15 protein-coding genes are annotated in these 21,137 nt (G+C 46.5%); 11 read left to right on the plus strand and 4 right to left on the minus strand.

Annotated elements, in window-relative coordinates:
• Positions 1–60: 60 nt before the first annotated feature.
• The 4 genes from V2I46_13045 to V2I46_13060 form a co-directional block, all read right to left on the minus strand.
• A complete protein-coding gene (locus V2I46_13045; GenBank protein MEE4178425.1) occupies positions 61–543 on the minus strand; it encodes a hypothetical protein in 483 nt (160 codons plus the stop codon).
• 102 nt (positions 544–645) lie between these two features.
• Positions 646–975, minus strand: coding sequence for a hypothetical protein (locus V2I46_13050; protein MEE4178426.1), 330 nt, complete (start codon positions 973–975; stop codon positions 646–648).
• A 184-nt stretch (positions 976–1,159) separates the two neighbouring features.
• Positions 1,160–1,897 carry a LytTR family DNA-binding domain-containing protein gene (locus V2I46_13055; GenBank protein ID MEE4178427.1) on the minus strand — a complete coding sequence of 246 codons (738 nt, stop codon included), beginning with the start codon at positions 1,895–1,897 and terminating at the stop codon, positions 1,160–1,162.
• Position 1,898: 1 nt separating this feature from the next.
• Entirely contained in the window at positions 1,899–2,927 is a 1,029-nt protein-coding gene (locus V2I46_13060; GenBank protein ID MEE4178428.1) for a sensor histidine kinase, read from the minus strand.
• A gap of 515 nt (positions 2,928–3,442) precedes the next feature.
• Between V2I46_13060 and V2I46_13065 the strand changes: the two genes are divergently transcribed.
• From V2I46_13065 to glgP, 11 genes are all read left to right on the plus strand, one after another.
• The gene (locus V2I46_13065) at positions 3,443–3,955 is read left to right on the plus strand and encodes a hypothetical protein (GenBank protein MEE4178429.1); all 513 of its coding nucleotides are present in this window, start codon (positions 3,443–3,445) and stop codon (positions 3,953–3,955) included.
• A 71-nt stretch (positions 3,956–4,026) separates the two neighbouring features.
• Positions 4,027–4,239, plus strand: coding sequence for a hypothetical protein (locus tag V2I46_13070; GenBank protein ID MEE4178430.1), 213 nt, complete (start codon positions 4,027–4,029; stop codon positions 4,237–4,239).
• A gap of 136 nt (positions 4,240–4,375) precedes the next feature.
• Positions 4,376–5,575 (plus strand): class I SAM-dependent rRNA methyltransferase, encoded by a 1,200-nt coding sequence (locus V2I46_13075; protein ID MEE4178431.1) that lies wholly within the window; start codon positions 4,376–4,378, stop codon positions 5,573–5,575.
• 201 nt (positions 5,576–5,776) lie between these two features.
• Complete coding sequence (locus V2I46_13080) at positions 5,777–7,123, plus strand: MATE family efflux transporter (protein MEE4178432.1); 1,347 nt, start codon at positions 5,777–5,779, stop codon at positions 7,121–7,123.
• 198 nt (positions 7,124–7,321) lie between these two features.
• The gene (locus V2I46_13085; protein MEE4178433.1) at positions 7,322–10,315 is read left to right on the plus strand and encodes a glycoside hydrolase family 3 N-terminal domain-containing protein; all 2,994 of its coding nucleotides are present in this window, start codon (positions 7,322–7,324) and stop codon (positions 10,313–10,315) included.
• A gap of 23 nt (positions 10,316–10,338) precedes the next feature.
• On the plus strand, positions 10,339–10,998 hold the full coding sequence (locus tag V2I46_13090; GenBank protein ID MEE4178434.1) for a GNAT family N-acetyltransferase: 660 nt from the start codon (positions 10,339–10,341) through the stop codon (positions 10,996–10,998).
• A 15-nt stretch (positions 10,999–11,013) separates the two neighbouring features.
• Positions 11,014–11,814, plus strand: a complete 801-nt coding sequence (locus tag V2I46_13095; GenBank protein ID MEE4178435.1) for a hypothetical protein — start codon at positions 11,014–11,016, stop codon at positions 11,812–11,814.
• Positions 11,815–12,010: 196 nt separating this feature from the next.
• Entirely contained in the window at positions 12,011–13,996 is a 1,986-nt protein-coding gene (locus V2I46_13100; GenBank protein MEE4178436.1) for an amylo-alpha-1,6-glucosidase, read from the plus strand.
• 6 nt (positions 13,997–14,002) lie between these two features.
• Entirely contained in the window at positions 14,003–15,286 is a 1,284-nt protein-coding gene (locus V2I46_13105; GenBank protein ID MEE4178437.1) for a glycosyltransferase family 4 protein, read from the plus strand.
• 51 nt (positions 15,287–15,337) lie between these two features.
• The gene (locus V2I46_13110) at positions 15,338–16,657 is read left to right on the plus strand and encodes a glycoside hydrolase family 57 protein (GenBank protein ID MEE4178438.1); all 1,320 of its coding nucleotides are present in this window, start codon (positions 15,338–15,340) and stop codon (positions 16,655–16,657) included.
• 173 nt (positions 16,658–16,830) lie between these two features.
• On the plus strand, positions 16,831–21,129 hold the full coding sequence (gene glgP / locus V2I46_13115) for an alpha-glucan family phosphorylase (GenBank protein ID MEE4178439.1): 4,299 nt from the start codon (positions 16,831–16,833) through the stop codon (positions 21,127–21,129).
• Positions 21,130–21,137: the final 8 nt, after the last annotated feature.

Here is a 21,137-nt window from a genome sequence, read left to right on the forward strand (position 1 = left end):
TATCCCATCCATTCTGAATGAACATCCGTTGTTTTCATGGCTTTGCCTTATGAGGGAAACTTAAAGCTCTTTTCGGTCTTTCAGGGCCTGAATGCCAAAGAACGGAAATACAGTCCAGGCATTTTTTTCATCCACCCGCAAATACAACTCGTGATCTTTGTACACAAAATACGTGCTGATATTGCCTGTATTGTCTTCAAAGCAGCAGCCAAGGGTTTCGTCGAGCTTATCACAGCGATAAAGGCTTAATCCATTCCGGTATCCAACCAGATGCAGCAGGGCATCCCCTTTTTCTTCCCCATTTAAACAAACAAGGGGAAGCCGGTGAAATACCTTGTCATCCACTTTATAAGCATCCACTTCCTTTAATGGAACCACCAGGGTAAGGCCGTCGTCGGCTTCCATTCGAATCCTGTTAAACACCACCCTGGCATGATCACTGAAATAGACCTTGCCTTTTACAATGGCATAATTCCCTTCGCCTAATGCAGGGGGTAGAAAAGCAAAACAAATCATAGTTAACAAAAGCAGTAATTTTTTCATGGTTACATCCTCCTTTAATTTTAATAATCAGGTTTTTTGTCCCTGGGATCATTCATTTTTGTTGCAGAAAGAATTTTCGCCCGGAAATCTTTTGCAGACGGGTTATTTGCGTGCATATTCGTTATAGCGTAATGCCTGGAATATGGCTTGGGTGTCAATGGTCACATCGTCAGCATCGGCTTCCGTCTTGGTTATCTGGCTGAGGTCGAATTGCAAGGTGACCAGGCAATGCATCTGCTGCTGGCGCTTACAGATAAGATCCTTTACGCAGCAGGGAAGGGAATCACAGGTCTCTTCTACTTTTACAGGGATGCGGATAATTCCGTTAGCCGTGTAGAAGGGCATGGTGCATGGAGGGCTGCCTGCCAGGGCAGAGACACTGGCAAGGCCCATCAGGGCGACCATCACTAGGGTTAAAACTTTTGTTTTCATGGCTGAGGGTTTTTCTCTATGCTAAGTTAGTCAAGACCCTCAGGATAAAGCAAATACAATCTATAAGCTACGGAAACAAATCGGTAAGTGACTCACCGGGCAATCAAGGCTGTTTACCGATTAAAAGCAGGAAGAGACGGAAGATTTTTCAGGGAGAGAAATGGGCCCGCCCCAGGTGGGCATTTCAGACCGGTTTATTCTTTTCAATGAGCTCAAAAAAACGCTTTTGATAGGTGTCACTGACCGGGATGCGGATGTCCCCGATCTTGATACTTCTGCGTTCAATGAATTCTATTTTGTCAATGGCCACAAAATACGATTTATGTACCCGGCAAAACCGGGGTTCAGGCATCATTTCTTCCAGTCCGCGGGCATTCATCAGGGTCATGATCTTTTTCCCGGTAGTAACAATGCGCCAATAGTCGCCCATGCCTTCCACATACAAGATGTCGGCAGGATTGACTTTTTCCATCCGGGTTTCCGTTTTGATAAAGAAGCAGGCAGGTTCAGCCTCTGCCTGAGAAGCTATTGGCGCAGCATCGGCAGGCTTTTCTGCCTGGTCCTTTTGCATACGTTCGTAAACCTTATTTACACCCTTTATGAAACGTTCGAATGAAACGGGCTTAAGCATATAGTCATCCACGTCAAGCTCAAAACCCTGCACCGCATACTGATCATAAGCCGTTATCATGACAATATAAGGCTTATTTTTAAGGGTTTTCAATAACTGCATCCCGCTCAGCCCCTCCATCTCGATATCCAGAAACATCAGATCCACTGTATTCTCCCGAAGATATCCGAGTGCATCAACAGCATTATCAAAGGTCTGCAAAAGATCAAGAAACGGAATGCGCTTGCAATACTCAGTTATGATATCCAGGGCAAGGGGTTCATCGTCTATGGCAATGCAATTGATTTTCATCTCAGGGTTCAATAATAAGTTTCACAAAAAATTGACCGCTTTCTGTTGTAATGGAAAACTGGTGTTTCCCCGGGTAAGTCAAATCGAGTCTCCGCCTGATATTGTCCAGGCCGAGAGCTCCCGGCTGGCTCTCAGCCCGGGTTTGGCCTTCCTTCAGGTAATTGAGTACCCCGAAATCAATCCGGCCATTCTCCACAATGAGGTTAATGATGATCCCCGGATGGTGCCTCCGGCTCCCGTGCTTATAGGCATTTTCAACCAGCGGGATCAGCAACATGGGTGCAATGATCATTTTTTCCGTCATTCCGCTGATGTTCATAACCACATACCCTGGTTCATTCATACGGAGTTTCTGCAATTCAATATAACTCTTCATGTACTCAATCTCCTTGTCCAGTAGTATGGTTTCGCTGTTTGCCTCGCTCAGCACAAACCGCATGATGGATGAAAATTTCATGACTGCCTCGGCTGCTTCGTCCGATTTCTTGTAAACCAGCGAATAAATGTTGTTCAGGGTGTTAAACAGAAAATGGGGGTTCACCTTGGCCTTGATCAGGGCAAGCTCACCTGCCTGCTGCTGGGTAACCAGTTCATTTCGAATATTTTGTGCCTCAAAGGCCCGGATCATAAAACGGATAAGCACTGCATAAATGCCCGTTATTAAACAAACCCTGAGTTCATTCCAAATCCAGTCAAAAGAATAATTCATCTCGCTGGCGTTGAAAAAGCCGGCATGATTGAAGACTATCCAACTAATGCCAAATCGGGTAAAGGTCAAAAGCCCAATCAAGGTTAACATAACAAGCACAGCAAGAAACTTTTGCTTCAGTAAATAAACCAGGGGAAAGACAAAGTAAACGGCATAAAAGGTAAGGGCACTTAAAAAAACCGAGAAACCAACATCCTTAAGGTAATTCCAGGTGGCAATATCCACTTTTTTCAAATCACCCACATACAAAGGGAAAAGGGCCTGGTTGATCATATAGAACCAGAACAGCAGGTGGATGATTATGATGGTTCTCCGCTTCATAATTCATTAAATTGCAGGGATTTCCCTTCTCAAAATTACAAAGATTTATTCCATACACCTTCAAGAATGTCCCTCAAATCTACCTAATGGCCAAAACTACCGCCATCTTGTTCAAAATCATCGGTAAGGAAATGCGGAACGAGCCTGTATGACTCCATAATCTTATTCCCGGAAAGGGAAAATACCATCGTTTTCATATTCCAAATATTCAAAAAGCATTGTATGACCAGGCTCCTGTTTAAGACGGTGTTAAAACGTAGTTTATACGGTTTAAACCGTATAAACTACGAGGATGGTACCTCCCTGGTAAGGGGATGGTTCCAGCAAGGAAATTTCTGAGAACAAATTTTTGGAATGCTTTATATTTAGTTTTCAATTATTTATTAAATTGCGAAAACATAAAAAAACGGGATGAATCGAAAAAAAGCTCCTTGTTTTTCATTTTTCTCTGCATGGCCCGGGAAGGGATGCATTTGGGCTTTCTTTAGCCGGCAAAATATTTGAATAAAAACCTTATGGCCGAAACTGAGCTTCAGAAATTCCTGGTCAATCATTACAAGGCCAACATCCTTCACTATATGGATGAGCATCCCGGGGCCTTTGAAGAGGCCATCAGGCTGGCCCTGGGCCCTGAGTCACCCTATGCGTGGCGGGCATCGTGGATCCTTTGGAGTTGCATGGAAACCAATGATGCCCGGATCAGGCCCTTGGTCGGCGACCTGATTCGCAACCTTACGCAGGTGAAGGAAAACCGGCAGCGCGAATGGTTGATCATCCTTCAAAAAATGGAGATCGATGAGCAATACGAAGGCGTGCTGTATGATGCCTGTGTCGGGATCTGGGAGCAGGTGAACAAAAAACCCGGGGTAAGGCTTCACGCTTTCAGAATGATGGCTAAATTAGCAGACAAATATCCTGAACTGGCCAAAGAGATGGCTTTCCTTTCGCAGGAGCATTACCTGGAAAGCCTGTCAGGCGGGGTCAGGTCGATCGTAACAAGAATGGCAAATCGTTTTGACAAGGCCTAAGCCCTTTCAATAAAAAAAACGGGCCGGCTTCCTGTAGTTTCAAGTCATTTTTCATTTAAAATTTTCTCAACATGAGCAGGTTTAGCAAACAAATACCACAGGAATTCACCGTAAGGGGAAATGAATTAAAATGCCCGGTATGCGGAAATACGCGTTTCAGAACCAGGAAAGCCATGCTGAATACCTTTTGGGCCACCCTGTTCGACCTTGATTTTGTCAACCGCAATGCCGATTGTTATGTATGTTCTGATTGCACCCATATTATGTGGTTTTTAGGCGATTGACGCCTTCGCCATTTTGCTGGATTATCATTACTTCCAGGATTCAATGGCCAGAAGCCGGGGTGAACGCTTTGATTTCTTCAAATCCAACCTGGAAACGTTTTCCAAAGCGCGATAATGTTTACTTTTGCAACTTATTATGCAAGGAAAACTAAAAATAATATTGCATCCCGGCAAGGACGGGGCAATAAGGCGATTTCACCCCTGGGTTTTCAGTGGGGCTATCAAAAAAATTGAAGGTGAAGCCAGTGATGGCATGCACGCCGATGTGTTCAGTCATCATGGCGATTACCTGGGCGCCGGCATTTACCAGGATGCCACCATAGCCATTCGAATCCTGGCTTTCCCCCCGGACCGTCCAGAACGTCTGGATGAAGCCTTCTGGACAGGAAAACTTGAGAAGGCTTTTCATCTGCGCAAGGACTCCGGACTGAGCGTTAGCAAAGAAACCAATGTTTACCGCCTGGTGCACGGTGAGGGTGACCACCTGCCCGGACTCATCATCGACCATTACAACGGTCACCTGGTGATCCAGGTGCACGCCACGGGGATGTATTATTATCTGGAAGCCATTACCGGTGCCCTGAAGAAGATTTACGGGACTGAACTGAAAAGCATTACCGATAAAAGCCGGGAGACCCTTCCTGATACCTTCTGGCAGGGAAAAACCTTTTATGGCAATTTGTTTGGTGAAACCGGACTGGTGGAGGTCATGGAATATGGCCATAAGTTCCTGATCGACATTGAGAAAGGGCAAAAAACCGGCTTCTTCATTGATCAGCGCGAAAACCGGAAAATCCTTGGACAATATGCTGCTGGTCGCAAAGTGCTGAATACCTTTTGTTATTCCGGTGGATTTTCGGTATATGGCCTTCAGGCGGGGGCCACCGAAATGCATTCGCTCGACAGCTCGGCCAGGGCCATTGAACTGACCGAACGTAATATTGCATTGAATTTTGGTGAAGAACCCCGGCACCGCTCCATAACCCAGGATTCCCTGCAGTATCTGAAGCATACGGATGAGACCTACGATGTGATTATTCTGGATCCCCCTGCTTATGCCAAACACACTCACGCGCGCCACAACGCCCTGCAGGGCTATAAGCGCCTGAACCTGGAAGCCATGCGTAAGATCAAGCCTGGTGGACTGTTATTCACCTTCAGCTGCTCACAAGTGGTCGATATGCCACTCTTCAGGGGTGCAGTGCTGGCCGCGGCCATTGAATCGGGCAGGAGTATCCGCATCCTGCACCAGCTGAACCAGCCTGCCGATCACCCGGTAAATATTTTTCACCCGGAAGGAGAATACCTGAAGGGACTGGTGCTGAAAGTGGAATAAGTGTTGTCGTGGTTGTCAGGGTTGTCTTGGTTGTCATAGTTATTCCCGCATGTTTGGGATTGACGGGTTGGTTTTTGATTTTTCAGGGTTGTGGTGTTTGAGCAATCTAGTGAGATTTGAATATTGAACAGGATTAAACGATTTAAGATTTTTGAAGGATAAACTTATTGCGCGAACGCGAAGCGGACAACAACGACAACAATGACAACTCTTCAAACCCCCTTCAGCAATACCTATCGCTCCATCTGGAAAATCTCCTACCCGATTATCATTGGTCTGGTGGCCCAGAACCTGATGGTTGTCATTGACACTGCTTTTCTGGGGCGCCTGGGAGAAGTCACCCTGGGAGCTGCTGCCATCGGGGGATTGTTTTACCTCACGCTGGTGATGTTTGGGGCGGGTTTTGGAATAGGTCTGCAAATCATCATCGGACGCCGAAACGGGGCAGGTCGCTTGCGGACCATCGGGCGAATCTTCGATCACGGCCTGTATTTCATGGTTGGGCTGGCCCTGTTGCTTATCGTTTTCATTAGCCTTGCCGCCCCTGCCCTGCTGGAACGCTTTATCAACTCGCCTGCCATCCTTGAGCAGAGTTTGATATTCATCAGTTACAGGCGTTTCGGGTACTTTTTCGGCTTCCTCATTATGGTGTTCAACTCCTTTTATGTAGGGATTGTGCGCACCCGTATGGTGTCGGTAGCCACAATCCTGATGGCAGTAAGCAATATGATCCTTGACTACGGACTAATCTTTGGCAATTTCGGACTGCCTGAAATGGGCATCGCAGGTGCCGCCCTGGCCACCAATCTGGCCGAATTCATCACTTTTTTGTTTTATCTGTTGTGGTCCTTTAAAAACAAGTGTATCACTTCCTTCAGGCTATTGCGTTTCCACAAGCCCAAAAAACGCCTCTACAATGACCTGTTGAGACTTTCCATCCCCGTGATGTTTCAGCATTTCATCTCCTTTTCCGCCTGGTTCATTTTCTTTATGATCCTGGAGCAAATCGGAGAGACTGCCCTTGCTGCTTCCAACATTACCCGAAGTGTATATATGCTGCTGATGATCCCGGTATGGGGGCTGAGTTCGGCCACTACTACCCTGGTTAGCAACATTATCGGACAGGGAAAATCAGATGAAGTGATGTCAATGGTCAAAAAGATCCTGACCATCAGTGTGGTTGCCAACCTTATTCTTATCCAGTCCCTGATTTTCTTTCCCCGCACGGTCATTTCCTTTTTTACCGACAGTCCAGAACTGGTGGAAGCCACCCTTCCCCTGCTGCGGGTCATTACCCTTTCGTTAACGGTTTTTTCGGTGAGCATGATCATATTCAGCGCCCTTTCGGGAACCGGTAAAACCGGCACAGCCCTCCGCATAGAGGTGATCTCCATCATTGTTTACCTGCTTTTCGCTTTCATCCTGGCAGTGGGTTTCGACGCCCCTGCAAGCGGGGTTTGGTTTGTGGAAGTATTGTACTTTTCCATTATCGGAATCTTCGCATACATATTTCTCAAGCACGGCACCTGGAAAGAACTGGTGGTTTAAGGATTTATGCCGGGAATAGCTTACTCACTGGTGCAAACAATCCTGAAAGCTTTGCATCCCGGTTTCCCTAAAATTTCTGTTATTTTAACAGGTACCTTTTATGCGCTGGAATATTTGCTTTCTGGCAGGAAAGCGGTAAATTCCTTTATATTTGCAGACAGGAATTTTTGTTGTGTTAATTTTTTTGGCTTTACATCGATGCGCAGGTTTTTGATATACTTCCCCTTTTTCGTTTTGTTCTTCATAGTCCCGGTCAGTTCTCAGCCCCTTCAACCCAAGGGGCAGCTTTCCGCTGAAGACCTGGCTTCTGAAATGGATTTCAGCACCCCCTGGGTGGATTCCGTCATAAATAGTCTAAGCCTGGAGCAGCGCATCGGGCAATTGATCATGATAGCGGTACATACCGACCAGGGGCGCGACTATTACAACCTGATTGAGCGACAGATACGGGACCATAAGCTGGGCGGGGTGGTTTTTTTTAAAGGAGGGCCTGTCAGGCAGGTACAGATCACCAACCGGCTCCAGGCCGCAGCCACTACGCCTCTTTTGGTCGCTATGGATGCCGAATGGGGCCCTGCCATGCGCCTTGACAGTGTAATGGCATTTCCCTATCACCTCACCATGGGCGCCATTGCCGGAGAAGGCCTGGTATATGAAATGGGACTGGAAGCCGGCAGGCAACTCAGTCGGCTGGGGGTTCACATGTGCTTTGGACCGGTGGTGGATGTGAATACAAATCCGGACAACCCAGTAGTGAATTACCGCTCATTTGGCGAAAGCCGCTTTAATGTGGCTCAGAAAGGCATCGCCTATATGCGGGGCTTACAAAATGCAGGGGTTATCGCTTCCGCCAAGCATTTTCCCGGTCATGGCGACACCCATACCGATTCGCATCATACCCTTCCACTCATCGATCACAGCAGAGAAGAACTCGACTCCATTCATATTTACCCCTTTCGCAGGCTCATTGAAAATGGATTGCAATCCGTCATGGTGGGTCACCTGGAGGTTCCTTCCATTGAAGCTGGGCGGAATCTGGCTTCTTCCCTTTCCTACAATGTGATCAGTGAGCTCCTGATAAAAGACCTTGGCTTTAAAGGCCTGGTAATTTCGGATGCGCTCAACATGAGAGGGGTTAGCGACCATTTCAAGTCAGGCGATCTTGAATTGCGTGCCCTGAAGGCGGGCAATGACCTTCTGTTGATGCCCGGGAATATTCCCCTGGCCATTCATACCATTCGAGATGCTGTTCTTAGTGGTGATCTTGAGGAAGAAGCACTGAATCATAAGGTAAGAAAGGTGTTGTATTATAAGCAGAAGGCAGGCCTTGACCGTTTTGAAAAAATCAATCCGGAACATTTGATCGGGGACTTGAATTCCAGTTCAGTCAATGTGCTTAACAAACGGCTTGCACAGGCCGCTGTATCATTAATCCGGAACCAGGAAGAGATCATTCCCGTCAGGAATACCGAAGGAAAGCGGATTGCGGTGCTTTCGATTGGTCAGGATATCGGAAATCCATTCCAGTCGATGCTTGGAAAGTATGCTGAATTGGAGCAATTTTCGTTGCCCAAGAATCACAACGAAGCGCAAACCACGGATATGCTCCGTCGCTTGCGTGAATTTGAACTGGTGGTGGTGGGGCTTCACCGGAACAATCACAACCTTGGCAGGAATTATGGCATCAGCCATGGAAACATTGCTTTTCTGAGCGCCCTGACCAAGAGGCAGGCAGTCATTATTTCGGTCTTTGCCAATCCTTACAGCCTCCGTGCCTTTGGAGACATTGCCCTCGAGCCCGATGGCCTGATAGTGGCTTACCAGGATGGACAATACTTTGAGGAAGCTGCCGCACAGGTGATCATCGGGGGGCTCCCCGCCAAGGGCAGGCTGCCAGTATCCATCCCACCTCATTTCCCTGTTTATAAAGGCATTCAAACCCCTGAGAATTTCAGGATATCGTTTTCGGAGCCTGAAGAGGCAGGCATACAAGCTCAATACCTGAATGCCATTGACAGCCTCGCTAGGATGGGCATCGACAGCATGGCCTATCCGGGATGTCAGATAGCCATTGTGAAGGATGGAAAACTTTTTTACCACAAAGCTTTTGGCTTTCACACCTATTTTAACCGGCAGCCTGTGACCCTCGACGACCTTTACGACCTGGCTTCAGTGACCAAAGTGGTTGCTACTACGGCCTCGGTGATGCGTTTAACAGATGAGGGTAAAGTCAATCTGCAGAAAAACCTTGGACATTACTTGCCGTGGCTTAAAAAAAGTGACAAGGAAAAAATAGGTTTGCGTGATTTATTGGCTCACCAGGGCAGGTTGCGTCCCTGGATTCCATTTTTCAACAACACCCTTGAAGATGGGAAACCCAGAGATGGGATCTTCAGCCCGGATTATTCTGAAGAATTTCCCGTGAAGGTAGCCGATGGGCTTTTTATTCATCAATCTTTCCGCGATACGCTTTTCGGGCAAATCATGGAATCGCCCCTGCTCAGACGCAGGAATTACCGTTACAGCGATCTGGGGTTCATTATGCTGACCGAACTGGTTGAACGCCAAAGCGGGCTAACCCTGGATCAATACGTCGCCAACACATTTTATAAGCCGCTCGGCTTGCGAACGATCACCTTCAACCCCCTTGAGAAATTTCCTGCCAACAGGATCGTTCCCTCGGAGAATGATACCCTGTTTCGGAAACAAATCCTCAGAGGCTATGTCAATGATCCCAATGCGGCCATGCTTGGGGGTGTTTCGGGCCATGCGGGATTATTCTCCAATGCCCTGGATCTGGCAGTGTTTATGCAAATGTTATTGCAGGGCGGAGAATACGCTGGGCATAAATACCTGGATCCCACCACAGTCAGGGAATTTACGCGGGTTCAGTTTGCCGGGAACCGCAATCGGAGAGGCCTGGGGTTTGACAAGCCTGCCATCACCCCCGCCAACGGCAGTCCCGCTTGCCACTCTGCTTCACCCCTGAGCTACGGCCACACTGGCTTTACCGGAACCTTCGTATGGGTTGACCCTAAAGAAAATCTGGTATTTGTCTTCCTTTCCAACCGAACTTTCCCTTACCCTTCGAACGGAAAAATTTCGGAACTGGATATCAGGATCAACATGCAGCAAGCCATTTATGATGCCATTGAGCAATCGCGGCCAAAGGTATTATCTGATTTGGATTAGCATTACATAAAACCTTCTCAGCTATGTTTTTAAACATCCCCTTGATTGAATGGATTGGTTACCTTGGATCGGTAGTGGTGGCCATCTCCCTTACCATGAGCTCCATCATCAGGCTGCGATGGCTTAATCTGGCGGGTTCAGCAGTCTTTTCCTTTTACGGCTTTGCCATTGGTTCGCTTCCGGTTGGCCTGTTAAACCTGTTCATTGCCTTTGTAAACATTTACTTCCTATCCTCTATTTATTTACGAAAGGATGCTTATAAACTGTTATCCATTCAAGGTGATAATCCCTACATCAGTTATTTCCTGGACTTTTACAAAGCTGAGATCAGGAAGTTCTTCCCTGATTTTGAGCAGAACAAGCACCAAATGCTGGAAGAAAGGGAGCAGCCCATTTCTCTTATCATTCTGCGAAACGCTGCGGTGGCAGGGCTTTTCCTGGGAAATCAACAGGATGGTGACGTTGAGGTTTACCTTGATTTTGTGATCCCAGAATACCGCGATATGAAGCCCGGGAAATTCCTTTATGAAAAAAACCTGAATTTTTTCAGGAGAAAGGGCATTAAACGCCTGGTGAGCCAGGTTAAGAATGAAAAGCACCTGCACTACCTCAAACATATGGGGTTTGAAGAGCAGGATGAAAAACCGGAAAAGAAATTGTTAATCAAAACAATTAAAAACTAATCAATTAAAGACTTTATGCCGAAGAAAACTTTATTATGGGTGTTTGCATTCCTGCTGACGTTAGGTGCAGTATATTATACAAGGTTGACAGGCCCAACAAAGCCATACAGGGGAAGTGTGGTGTTAAATGGAGAAACCATTTCCTACAGCCTGATCAGAACTTATGCCAAGCCTGAAAATGCCCCTGCAAGGATATTGGTTCCTGATGATGCCGTCAGCGGACACTATCGCTACAAACGCACCCCCAGCCATGATGAATGGACCGAAGCCCCGCTGGTCAGGGAAGGTGACGAACTGATTGCCTATATCCCACAGCAACCATCAGCCGGGAAAGTGGCTTACCAGGTCACCCTGGAGAAGGACGGGGAACAGGCTGTGTTGAGTGAAGAGCCCATTGTCATACGCTTTCGCAATGATGTTCCGGCCTGGACCATGATCCCGCATATCCTGTTTATGTTCGCAGCCATATTTCTAAGCACCCGAACGGGTTTGTCAGCCATTTTCAACAAAAAGACCTATGGCTTAACCCTTGCCACGCTGATACTTCTTTTTGCAGGAGGTCTGATTTTCGGCCCCATAGTACAAAAATATGCCTTTGGAGCATTCTGGACCGGTTGGCCCTTTGGAACTGACCTTACGGATAATAAAACCCTGGTGATGTTCATTTTCTGGCTTATTGCCTTTTGGAAGGTGAGAAAAAACCCGAAACACCGGACCTGGGTAATCATTGCGGCCGTGGTAACCTTGATCGCCTACATGATTCCCCATAGCTTGCTGGGCTCTGAGATCGATTACACCCAGGAAGGTATTCAATAAAACATTCCTTCAAATTAAATAGCTGTCTGGATTCAGACAGCTATTTTTTTATTATAACAAAACAAATATCGGAGCATTAATTTTCAGTGAAAAAAAATGAATAAAAAATTAAATAAAAAAAATCTGTAAATTTGATCCATACCAGCACTTTAGCCTAAGAGATCATACCTCAAACTGCAATAAATTTATTCAACACATGGGATATATTAAGTTTGATAAACAGCAACTGATCAACCTGGAATATTCGCTCAGCAAGGAAATGATCCGGTCAAACCGGGCAGGGTCTTTTTCCTGCACCACGATTATTGGTTGCAATACCCGCAAATATCACGGTTTGCTTATTTGCCCCCAGCCAACCCTCGACGGAGACAAGCATGTTCTGCTATCAAAAGTGGATGAAACCATCATTCAGCACAATGCAGAGTTTAACATTGGGGTGAACCGTTATCCCGGGACCTATAATCCGAAAGGGCACAAATATGTAAGGGATTTTTTTGCTGATGTCATTCCCGTTCTTACCATCCGGGTTGGCGGGGTGGTACTGAGCAAAGAGACCATGTTTGTCACAGAAGAAGAGATGGTTTTGATCCGATACACCCTTCTGGAGGCACACTCTCCAACCAGTATCCGGCTCAAGCCTTTCCTGGCCTACCGCAGCATGCACCGCCTGAGTAACCAGAATATTGACCTGGAGACCCGGTATGATGAGGTGCCCAATGGAATCAGGACCCGCATGTATCCGGGATATTCAAACCTGCATATGCAGTTCTCCAAAAAAACTGTTGAATATACCCATGTTCCCGACTGGTATAAAGACCTTGAATATACCCTGGAGAAAGAAAGAGGCTACGAACATAACGAAGATCTTTATGTCCCGGGATTTTTCGAGGCGGACATCAAAAAGGGTGAGAGCATTATCTTTTGTGCATCTACCCGTGAAGTTAATCCGAGCACCTTGTCGAGGTTGTTTACCAATGAACTGAAAAGGCGCACCCCCAGAAGTACTTTTGAAAATTGCCTGGGAAATTCTGCTCAGCAATTCATTCACAGGCATGATGGTAAAACAGATATCATTGCCGGATTCCCCTGGTATGACCGGATGGGACGTTACACCTTCATTTCGCTGCCGGGGCTGAGCCTGGAGCCGACAGGTTTTGGGGCTTGTAAGGCTGTGCTCCAGACCATGGTCACGGAGATGAAAGGCCCCTTTTTCCCGGAATCCGGGCGGGGCCTAAGCACTTCCTATGACTCGGCTGACACTTCCCTCTGGTATTTCTGGGCTTTGCAGCATTGCATGCAGAATGGCGAAAACCCTGACCGGATATGGAAAACCCACGGTAAGCACATCCGCAACATCCTTGAGGAATATGCCCAGGGAACCTCTAATGGCATCAAAATGCGCGACAACGGGCTGATCTATATCGACCCGACCTCGCCCAATATGACCTGGATGAATGCTGAAGTCAACGGCAAGCCCGTTACCCCGCGTTATGGCTATGTTGTTGAAGTCAACGCTCTCTGGTATAATGCCATTTGTTTTGCAATTGAGTTGGCAGGAAGAGGCAAAAACGTTTCTTTCCTCCGGGGATGGAGGGCAATTGCTGAGAAAATCGAAAAACATTTTCCCGAAATATTCTGGAACAAAGAAAACAATTGCCTGTCGGATTTTGTTACGGATTCCGGAACGAATCAGCAGATCAGACCCAATCAGATTTTGGCCACTTCCTTGCCATACAGTCCCATTGATGAGAAGCTTCGCCGCAAGGTTATTGACACGGTCAGAAGAGAGCTCCTGACCCCACGGGGGCTTCGAAGCCTTTCTCCAAAGGACCCGCAATACAAAGGCCGGTATTTTGGCAATGAACTGGAGCGAAACCAGTCCTTTCATCAGGGTACAGTGTGGCCATGGTTGCTGGGGCATTACGCTGAAGGCTTTTTAAAATTATATGGAGCACAAGGCCTGGAAGAAATCAGAAACCTATACCATGGATTTGAAGAAACCATGATGGAAGACGGCATCGGTACAGTTTCTGAAATCTATGAAGGAGATCCGCCTCATGCAGGATGCGGGGCCATATCGTTTGCACCCAGTGTGGCCGAACTGATGCGGATTCAACATCTCACGAATAAGATTTTTTCAGAAGAAATGAAGAAACAGAATAAGAAGAACCTAAAAAATTAAGCGGATATGAAGGTATTGATGTTTGGATGGGAATTTCCACCCCATATTTCAGGCGGTTTGGGAACGGCAAGCTATGGCCTTACCAAAGCGCTGATGAAGCATGAGGTTGATATCATTTTTGTTGTTCCCAAAGCTTATGGTGATGAAGAAACGAAAAGCATCAGGCTGGTCAATGCTTCAGATGTTCTGATAGACATCAAGGATGAGCTATTCAGAGAATTGGTATCCAGACTAAGTTACCTGGAAATAGATTCTACATTGATACCGTACGCCGACGATGAGGAGTATTTCCGCATTACCGAGCAGTTGGAGAAAGGGGTGAAAGCAGAGCAGTTAAGCGTAAAAACGCAAAAATACAGCTTTGCGGGAGGATATGGCAAAAACCTGATGGAAGAAGTCAGGCGTTATGCCCTTGTGGGTGCTGAGGTGGCTCGCCAGCAGGAATTCGATATCATTCATGCCCACGATTGGCTGACATATCTTGCCGGGGCAGAAGCCAAGCGCATCAGCGGGAAGCCTTTGGTTGTGCATATGCATGCTACGGAATTTGACCGCTCGGGTGAGAATGTAAACCAACTGGTTTATGATATCGAAAAGGAAGGGATGGAAGCAGCCGACATCGTGGTGGCTGTCAGTAATCTTACGCGTAATGTTGTGATAAATCGTTACGGCATCCCTGCAGAAAAAGTGATCACGGTGCACAATGGAGTAGAACCTGCCACCCCAAGCAGGTACCTCGACGCGGAGAAAAAGGTGGATGAAAAGATCGTTACCTTTCTTGGCAGGATCACCTTTCAGAAAGGACCGGAATATTTTATTGAAGCGGCCTACAAGGTGCTGCAACGCGATCCTAATGTTCGTTTTGTAATGGCGGGCAGTGGCGACCTGTTACCCAAAATGATTCGCAGGGTGGCCAGCCTGGGTATTGCTACAAAATTTCATTTTACCGGTTTCCTTAAAGGTGACGATGTAGAAAAGATGTTTGGGATGAGCGATGTTTATGTGATGCCATCCGTTTCCGAACCCTTTGGAATCTCTCCACTGGAAGCGATGCGATCAAATGTACCAGTGATCATTTCCAAACAGTCGGGTGTAGCCGAGGTACTTGATTATGCCGTTAAAATTGATTTCTGGGATATCGATGCGATGGCCGATGCGATATATAGCCTGCTACATTACAATGCCCTGCCCGAGATGTTCAAGAAATACGGTAAGACCGAAGTGGAGAATATTAAATGGGATCAGGCAGGCAAAAAGGTAAAGGATATCTACGAGAACCTGCTGGCATAACACCCCTAAAGGCATAAAAACAAATTGCATTAAAAAACCAAAACGAAAGCCATGAAGTCTATCTGCTTATTTTTTGAGATTCACCAACCGTTCAGGCTCAGGACCTACCGTTTTTTTGACATCGGGCACAAGCACGACTATTTCGATGATTATGCCAACCGTTTTTTAATGCAACAAGTGGCCGAAAAGTCATATCTGCCTGCCAATGAACTGCTTCTGGAGATGATCCGCAAGCATGGCAAGAAATTCAGGGTCAGTTTTAGTATCTCTGGCACAACCTTGGAGCAGTTTGAGATGTATGCACCGGAGGTGCTCAAAAGCTTCCAGGCATTGGCAAAAACAGGATGCGTAGAGTTTCTTGCCGAAACATACGCCAACAGCCTTGCCTCCTTAAAAAGTCCAGAGGAATTCAGCCGGCAAGTCATAAAACACGCACAGAAGACAGAGGAGCTCTTTGGTCAGAAACCAAAAACGTTCAGAAACACCGAGATGGTTTATTCAGATGACATTGGCCAACTTGTCTTTGACCTGGGTTACCGGACTATGCTTACCGAAGGCGCCAAGCACGTGCTGGGCTGGAAAAGCCCCAATTTCCTTTACTGCAGCGCTGTCAACCCTAAGCTGAAATTGCTGATGCGCAATTTCCAATTATCGGATGATCTGTCCTTCCGTTTTTCTGAACAAATGTGGAGTGAATGGCCCCTGACGGCAGACAAATTCCTGGGTTGGATAAACAATATGAATCCCAATGAGGAAGTCGTCAACCTTTTCCTAAACTATGAAACATTTGGAGAGTATCAATGGGCGGAGACCGGCATATTTGAATTCCTGAAAGCCTTTACCAAGAAGGTTATTGAAGAAAATAAGCATACTTTTAAAACTCCGGCTGAAGTTTCTGAAAACCTTCAGCCAGTATCCGGGCTGCATGTACCTTATCCCATTTCTTGGGCCGATGAAGAGCGTGACCTGACGGCATGGCTTGGGAATGAGTTGCAACAAGAGGCTTTCAACAAGGTATACCAGGTGGAAGAAAAAATGAAGGCTTGCGATGATGCCAAACTTTTGCATGAGTGGGAACTTCTGCAAACCAGCGATCACTTTAATTTCATGTCAACCAAATGGTTCTCTGATGGAATGGTTTTCAGAAAGGTTAACCCTTATTCTTCACCCTACGATGCCTTCATTAATTATATGAACGTATTATCCGATTTTACCATCAGGGTAGAGAAGCAATGTGCAGGAAAAACCCCTGCAGAAATGAATGTTCAGAAACCAGAAAAAGTGAAAAAGCAGGCCGTATCAGCAAAAGCAGCGAAACCTCCAAAAATTGCTGCCACTAAACCTACCGAAGCAAAGGCCAGAAAAAAATAAGCTTTTAAAAACCCTTTTCACAAGAAGAAACCATAGCACGCTGGTTAATTATCTTAATTACAGTGTATTGCGTTTTAACAGCCTACATTATAGGCTACCGTGATTCCTTATTAAGGAATTTTTTGTAATTTCACGGGCCTTAAAAAGTAGATTATTCTTAGCAGAAAAATATTATGTCTGAAAAATTAAATAGACCCGATTATCTTTTTGAAGTCAGTTGGGAAGTATGCAATAAAATTGGTGGCATACATACTGTAATTAGCACAAAAGCCACTTCACTGGTAAATGAATTCCAGGATAAATATATTACCATTGGCCCGGATGTTTGGAAAGAAACCCATGGGAACCCTGAGTTTATTGAGGACAAATACCTCTATCGTGCATGGCGAAAGCAAGCCAACAAATCAGGTCTTCACTTCCGAATAGGGCGCTGGAATATTCCCAGCCAGCCCATTGCTGTCCTCGTCGATTTTACGCCCTTGTTTTCCGAAAAGGATAAGATCTTTTCGGACTTCTGGCTGAAATTTGGATTAAATTCTCTCAGTGGACAATGGGATTACACTGAGCCTGCCATGTTTGGTTATGCCGCAGGGCAAGTCATTGAAAGTTTTTATAACTTCCATTTATCGGAGTTTGACAAGATCATTGCCCATTTTCATGAATGGATGACTGGCTCGGGTGCCTTGTATTTGCGGGATCTCGTTCCCCAGGTAGGTACTTTGTTTACCACGCATGCAACAACCCTTGCCCGCTCGGTTGCCGGACACGGGATGCCCCTTTACAGCGAGCTGAAAAACATTAATCCCGAAAGCAAAGCCAACGAATTGGGAGTCAGTTCAAAGCATAGCATGGAGACCACGGTTGCAAAAAATTCCGATGGCTTCACCACCGTAAGTGAGATCACCGCCAATGAATGCGAGATTTTACTTGGGAAAGCGGTGGACCAGGTTACGCCAAATGGTTTTGACAACTCTTTCGTTCCCCACCCTGGTCTGTTTGCTGAAAAAAGAACAGAAGCCCGCAAGCGCCTCATAAAGGTTGCTAAAGGGATGTTAAACCAGGAAATTCCTGATAACGCCTTTTTGGTGGCTACCAGTGGCAGGTATGAATTCAAAAACAAGGGCATAGACCTTTTTATTGAAGCCCTGGGGAAAATCAACCAGGACAAGCGGCTTACCAACAATGTGGTGGCATTTATCCTGATCCCTGCCAACCAGACAGGCGCCCGTACTGAAATAATGGAACGCATCAACAAGCCCAACCTCGACCAGCCTGTATCCCATGATTATACCACGCACAAGATGGTGGATGATAGCCATGACCCGATCCTGCACCATCTCAAACAATTCAAGTTGCACAATGATCCTTCCGATAAGGTCAAGGTCATCTTTGTCCCTGCATACCTGACTGGTGACGATGGGATTATTAACCTGAATTACTATGATACTCTCATTGGGCTTGACCTGACAGCTTTCCCTTCCTACTATGAACCCTGGGGTTACACCCCACTTGAAAGCCTTGCCTTCAGGGTACCCTCTGTAACAACCTCCCTCGCAGGATTTGGGATTTGGGCCAAAGAAACTTTCCCTGATTTAGGCAAAGCACTGGCTGTCATCAAGCGAACCGATGATAATGCTGAAGAGGTGGTAAAAAACATGGCTGAGCATTTCCTGGCTTGTTTCACTGGAGAAAAATCCGGCGAACTGGCTGATGCCTCTGATGAGCTGAATGCACAAGCTCACCTCCATTTGCTTCAGGATCGCCATTTGGCTTCAAAGATTGCCTCTGAAGCCCTTTGGGGAAGCCTGAAAGAAAATTATTTTAAGGTTTTTGAACTGGTGCTGTCCAAGGTCTCCCAGCGGTACGAGCTTTTCAAAGGCAAGAAACAGCCCGTTGTCGTTGAAAAACCAGTGATCCCGGCGGCAAAGCCAAAATGGAAGAAACTGCTGGTTGAAGTGAAAGTACCAGAAGAATTGGCAGATCTGCAAAGGCTTGCCAAGAACCTATGGTGGACATGGAATTATGAGGCAGAGGAATTATTTTCTTCCATTAACCCTGATCTTTGGGAAAAGTGCCAGAAAAACCCGAATATGCTGCTCGATCAGCTTTCCATGGGAGACTACGACACCATGCTTGCCAACGAATCATTGATGAGCAAGTACCGAAAGGTCATTCAGGATCTCGACCAATACTTGAAAAAGGGTAAACAAAAGAGCACGCCTCCCATTGCTTATTTCAGTATGGAGTATGGATTGCATACTTCCGTAAAGATTTATTCGGGAGGATTGGGTGTCCTGGCAGGCGACTTTATGAAGCAGGCCAGCGATGACAATGTTAATATGGTTGGCATCGGGCTCCTTTACCGGTATGGATATTTCTCACAGAATCTGTCGCTTACTGGTGAACAATTGGCCAATTATCGCAGCCATAACTTTTCGCATATGTCGGCAGTGCCAGTGCGCAATGAAGCAGGCGAATGGATTAAGATCAGCATAGCTTTTCCGGGTCGTACCCTTCAGGCTAAGGTCTGGAAAATGGATGTGGGACGCATTCCCCTTTTCCTTTTGGATACAGATATCCCAGAGAACGGTTCGGCTGACCGTTTTATTACCCACCAACTCTATGGGGGCGACTGGGAAAACCGTTTTAAGCAGGAGTTTTTACTGGGAATTGGTGGCATAAGGCTTTTGGATGCCTTGGGTATAACCCCGGCTGTTTACCACCTGAATGAGGGACATGCTGCATTTGCTGGACTGGAAAGATTACGCAAACTCGTTCAGGATCAAAAGTTATCTTTCAATGAAGCCCTTGAGGTGGTGCGTTCAAGCAGCCTGTTTACCACGCACACCCCTGTCCCTGCTGGTCACGACCATTTCAGCGAAGACATGCTCCGTACTTACATGCCCCATTATGCCGATCGCCTGGGCATCAACTGGGAAACTTTCATGAGCCTCGGAAAAATGAGACCTTCAAATGCTGATGAACCTTATTCTATGAGCGTACTGGCTACTAAACTTTCGCAGGAAGTCAATGGTGTCAGTCGTTTGCACGGAAAGGTATCGCGCGACATGTTCAAAGACCTCTACCCGGGCTATTACCCCGATGAACTTCACATCGGCTATGTGACCAATGGTGTACACTATGGCTCCTGGACCGCAAAGGAATGGCAGCAGCTCTATAAAGAAACCTTTGGAAAGGAATTCCAGGAAAATATCTCAGATCCCAAGATCTGGGAAAAGATCTACGATGTGCCTGATGAAAGGATCTGGAGCCTCCGCAATGAGCAAAGGAAAAAACTCATGGAATATATCCGTGAACGTATGCTCAAGAATCTTTCGCGCAGGCAGGAAACCCCACGGAAGATTTATCAGACCCTGGAAGGCCTGGATGAAAAAGTGCTTACCATAGGGTTTGCCCGTCGTTTTGCAACCTACAAACGCGCCCACCTGCTTTTCAATGATTTGGAGCGGCTCTCAAGGATCGTTAATAATCCCAATATGCCCGTTCAGTTTCTTTATGCTGGAAAAGCCCACCCAGCCGACAAGGCAGGCCAGGACCTGATAAAACATATTGTGGAGATCTCGAAACGCCCTGAATTCAAGGGAAAGATTCTCTTCCTGGAAGACTACGACATGCAATTGGGTGCTGCCCTGACCAAAGGGGTGGATATCTGGCTCAATACCCCAACCCGTCCGCTTGAAGCCTCAGGAACCAGTGGTATGAAGGCTGTGCTGAATGGCGTCATGAACTTCAGTGTTCTGGATGGCTGGTGGGCCGAAGGCTATGTCGCCGAAGCCGGATGGGCTGTCAAGGAAGAACGGACCTATGACAACCAGTCATTTCAGGATGAACTGGATGCCGAAACCATTTATAATACCCTGGAAAACGATATTGCACCCATGTTCTACAAGCGGGATAAAAAGGATATCCCTGTAGAATGGATCCGCTGGATAAAAAACAACATTGCCCATATCGCGCCCCATTATACCAATAAGCGGATGATGAACGATTATTTTGACCGTTTCTACAACAAATTATTTGAAGGGTCAAAAACCTACCATGCGGACAATTTTGCCCAGTCCCGCGAAAAATGGCGCTGGAAAGCACAGGTAATGAGAAGCTGGGATACCATAGAAGTGGAAAGCATCGATATGATGAATACCTCAGATAACTCCATGATGCTGGGCGATAATTTCCGGGCAGAGATTGTCCTTGACGTTAGTGAACTTGGCCACGAGGATATAGGCATCGAAGTGGTCTTTATCCGTCAGTCCCTAACTGATGAAACCGATGAGGTAATATCTGTATATGAATTGGAGAAAAAGGGCGTTGATAAGAATGGCATTCTAGTCACTTTCCAGTGTGAAGTACCCAGTAAAAATGCAGGTATATACGATTATGCATTCCGGGTTTTCCCGAAAGGGAAATTCCTGGCCCACCGTCAGGACTTACCCTTGGTAAGATGGATATGATCCGGGAG

Source organism: Bacteroides sp. (assembly GCA_036351255.1).
GTDB lineage: Bacteria > Bacteroidota > Bacteroidia > Bacteroidales > UBA7960 > UBA7960.

Excerpts from the sequence above, each read along its gene's own strand:
- V2I46_13045 (MEE4178425.1), bottom strand. The coding sequence starts at position 543 with ATGAAAAAATTACTGCTTTTGTTAACTATGATTTGTTTTGCTTTTCTA.
- V2I46_13060 (MEE4178428.1), bottom strand. The coding sequence starts at position 2,927 with ATGAAGCGGAGAACCATCATAATCATCCACCTGCTGTTCTGGTTCTAT.
- V2I46_13070 (MEE4178430.1), top strand. The coding sequence starts at position 4,027 with ATGAGCAGGTTTAGCAAACAAATACCACAGGAATTCACCGTAAGGGGA.
- V2I46_13105 (MEE4178437.1), top strand. The coding sequence starts at position 14,003 with ATGAAGGTATTGATGTTTGGATGGGAATTTCCACCCCATATTTCAGGC.
- V2I46_13065 (MEE4178429.1), top strand. The coding sequence starts at position 3,443 with ATGGCCGAAACTGAGCTTCAGAAATTCCTGGTCAATCATTACAAGGCC.
- V2I46_13095 (MEE4178435.1), top strand. The coding sequence starts at position 11,014 with ATGCCGAAGAAAACTTTATTATGGGTGTTTGCATTCCTGCTGACGTTA.
- V2I46_13100 (MEE4178436.1), top strand. The coding sequence starts at position 12,011 with ATGGGATATATTAAGTTTGATAAACAGCAACTGATCAACCTGGAATAT.
- V2I46_13090 (MEE4178434.1), top strand. The coding sequence starts at position 10,339 with ATGTTTTTAAACATCCCCTTGATTGAATGGATTGGTTACCTTGGATCG.
- glgP (MEE4178439.1), top strand. The coding sequence starts at position 16,831 with ATGTCTGAAAAATTAAATAGACCCGATTATCTTTTTGAAGTCAGTTGG.
- V2I46_13085 (MEE4178433.1), top strand. The coding sequence starts at position 7,322 with ATGCGCAGGTTTTTGATATACTTCCCCTTTTTCGTTTTGTTCTTCATA.
- V2I46_13075 (MEE4178431.1), top strand. The coding sequence starts at position 4,376 with ATGCAAGGAAAACTAAAAATAATATTGCATCCCGGCAAGGACGGGGCA.
- V2I46_13050 (MEE4178426.1), bottom strand. The coding sequence starts at position 975 with ATGAAAACAAAAGTTTTAACCCTAGTGATGGTCGCCCTGATGGGCCTT.
- V2I46_13080 (MEE4178432.1), top strand. The coding sequence starts at position 5,777 with ATGACAACTCTTCAAACCCCCTTCAGCAATACCTATCGCTCCATCTGG.
- V2I46_13110 (MEE4178438.1), top strand. The coding sequence starts at position 15,338 with ATGAAGTCTATCTGCTTATTTTTTGAGATTCACCAACCGTTCAGGCTC.
- V2I46_13055 (MEE4178427.1), bottom strand. The coding sequence starts at position 1,897 with ATGAAAATCAATTGCATTGCCATAGACGATGAACCCCTTGCCCTGGAT.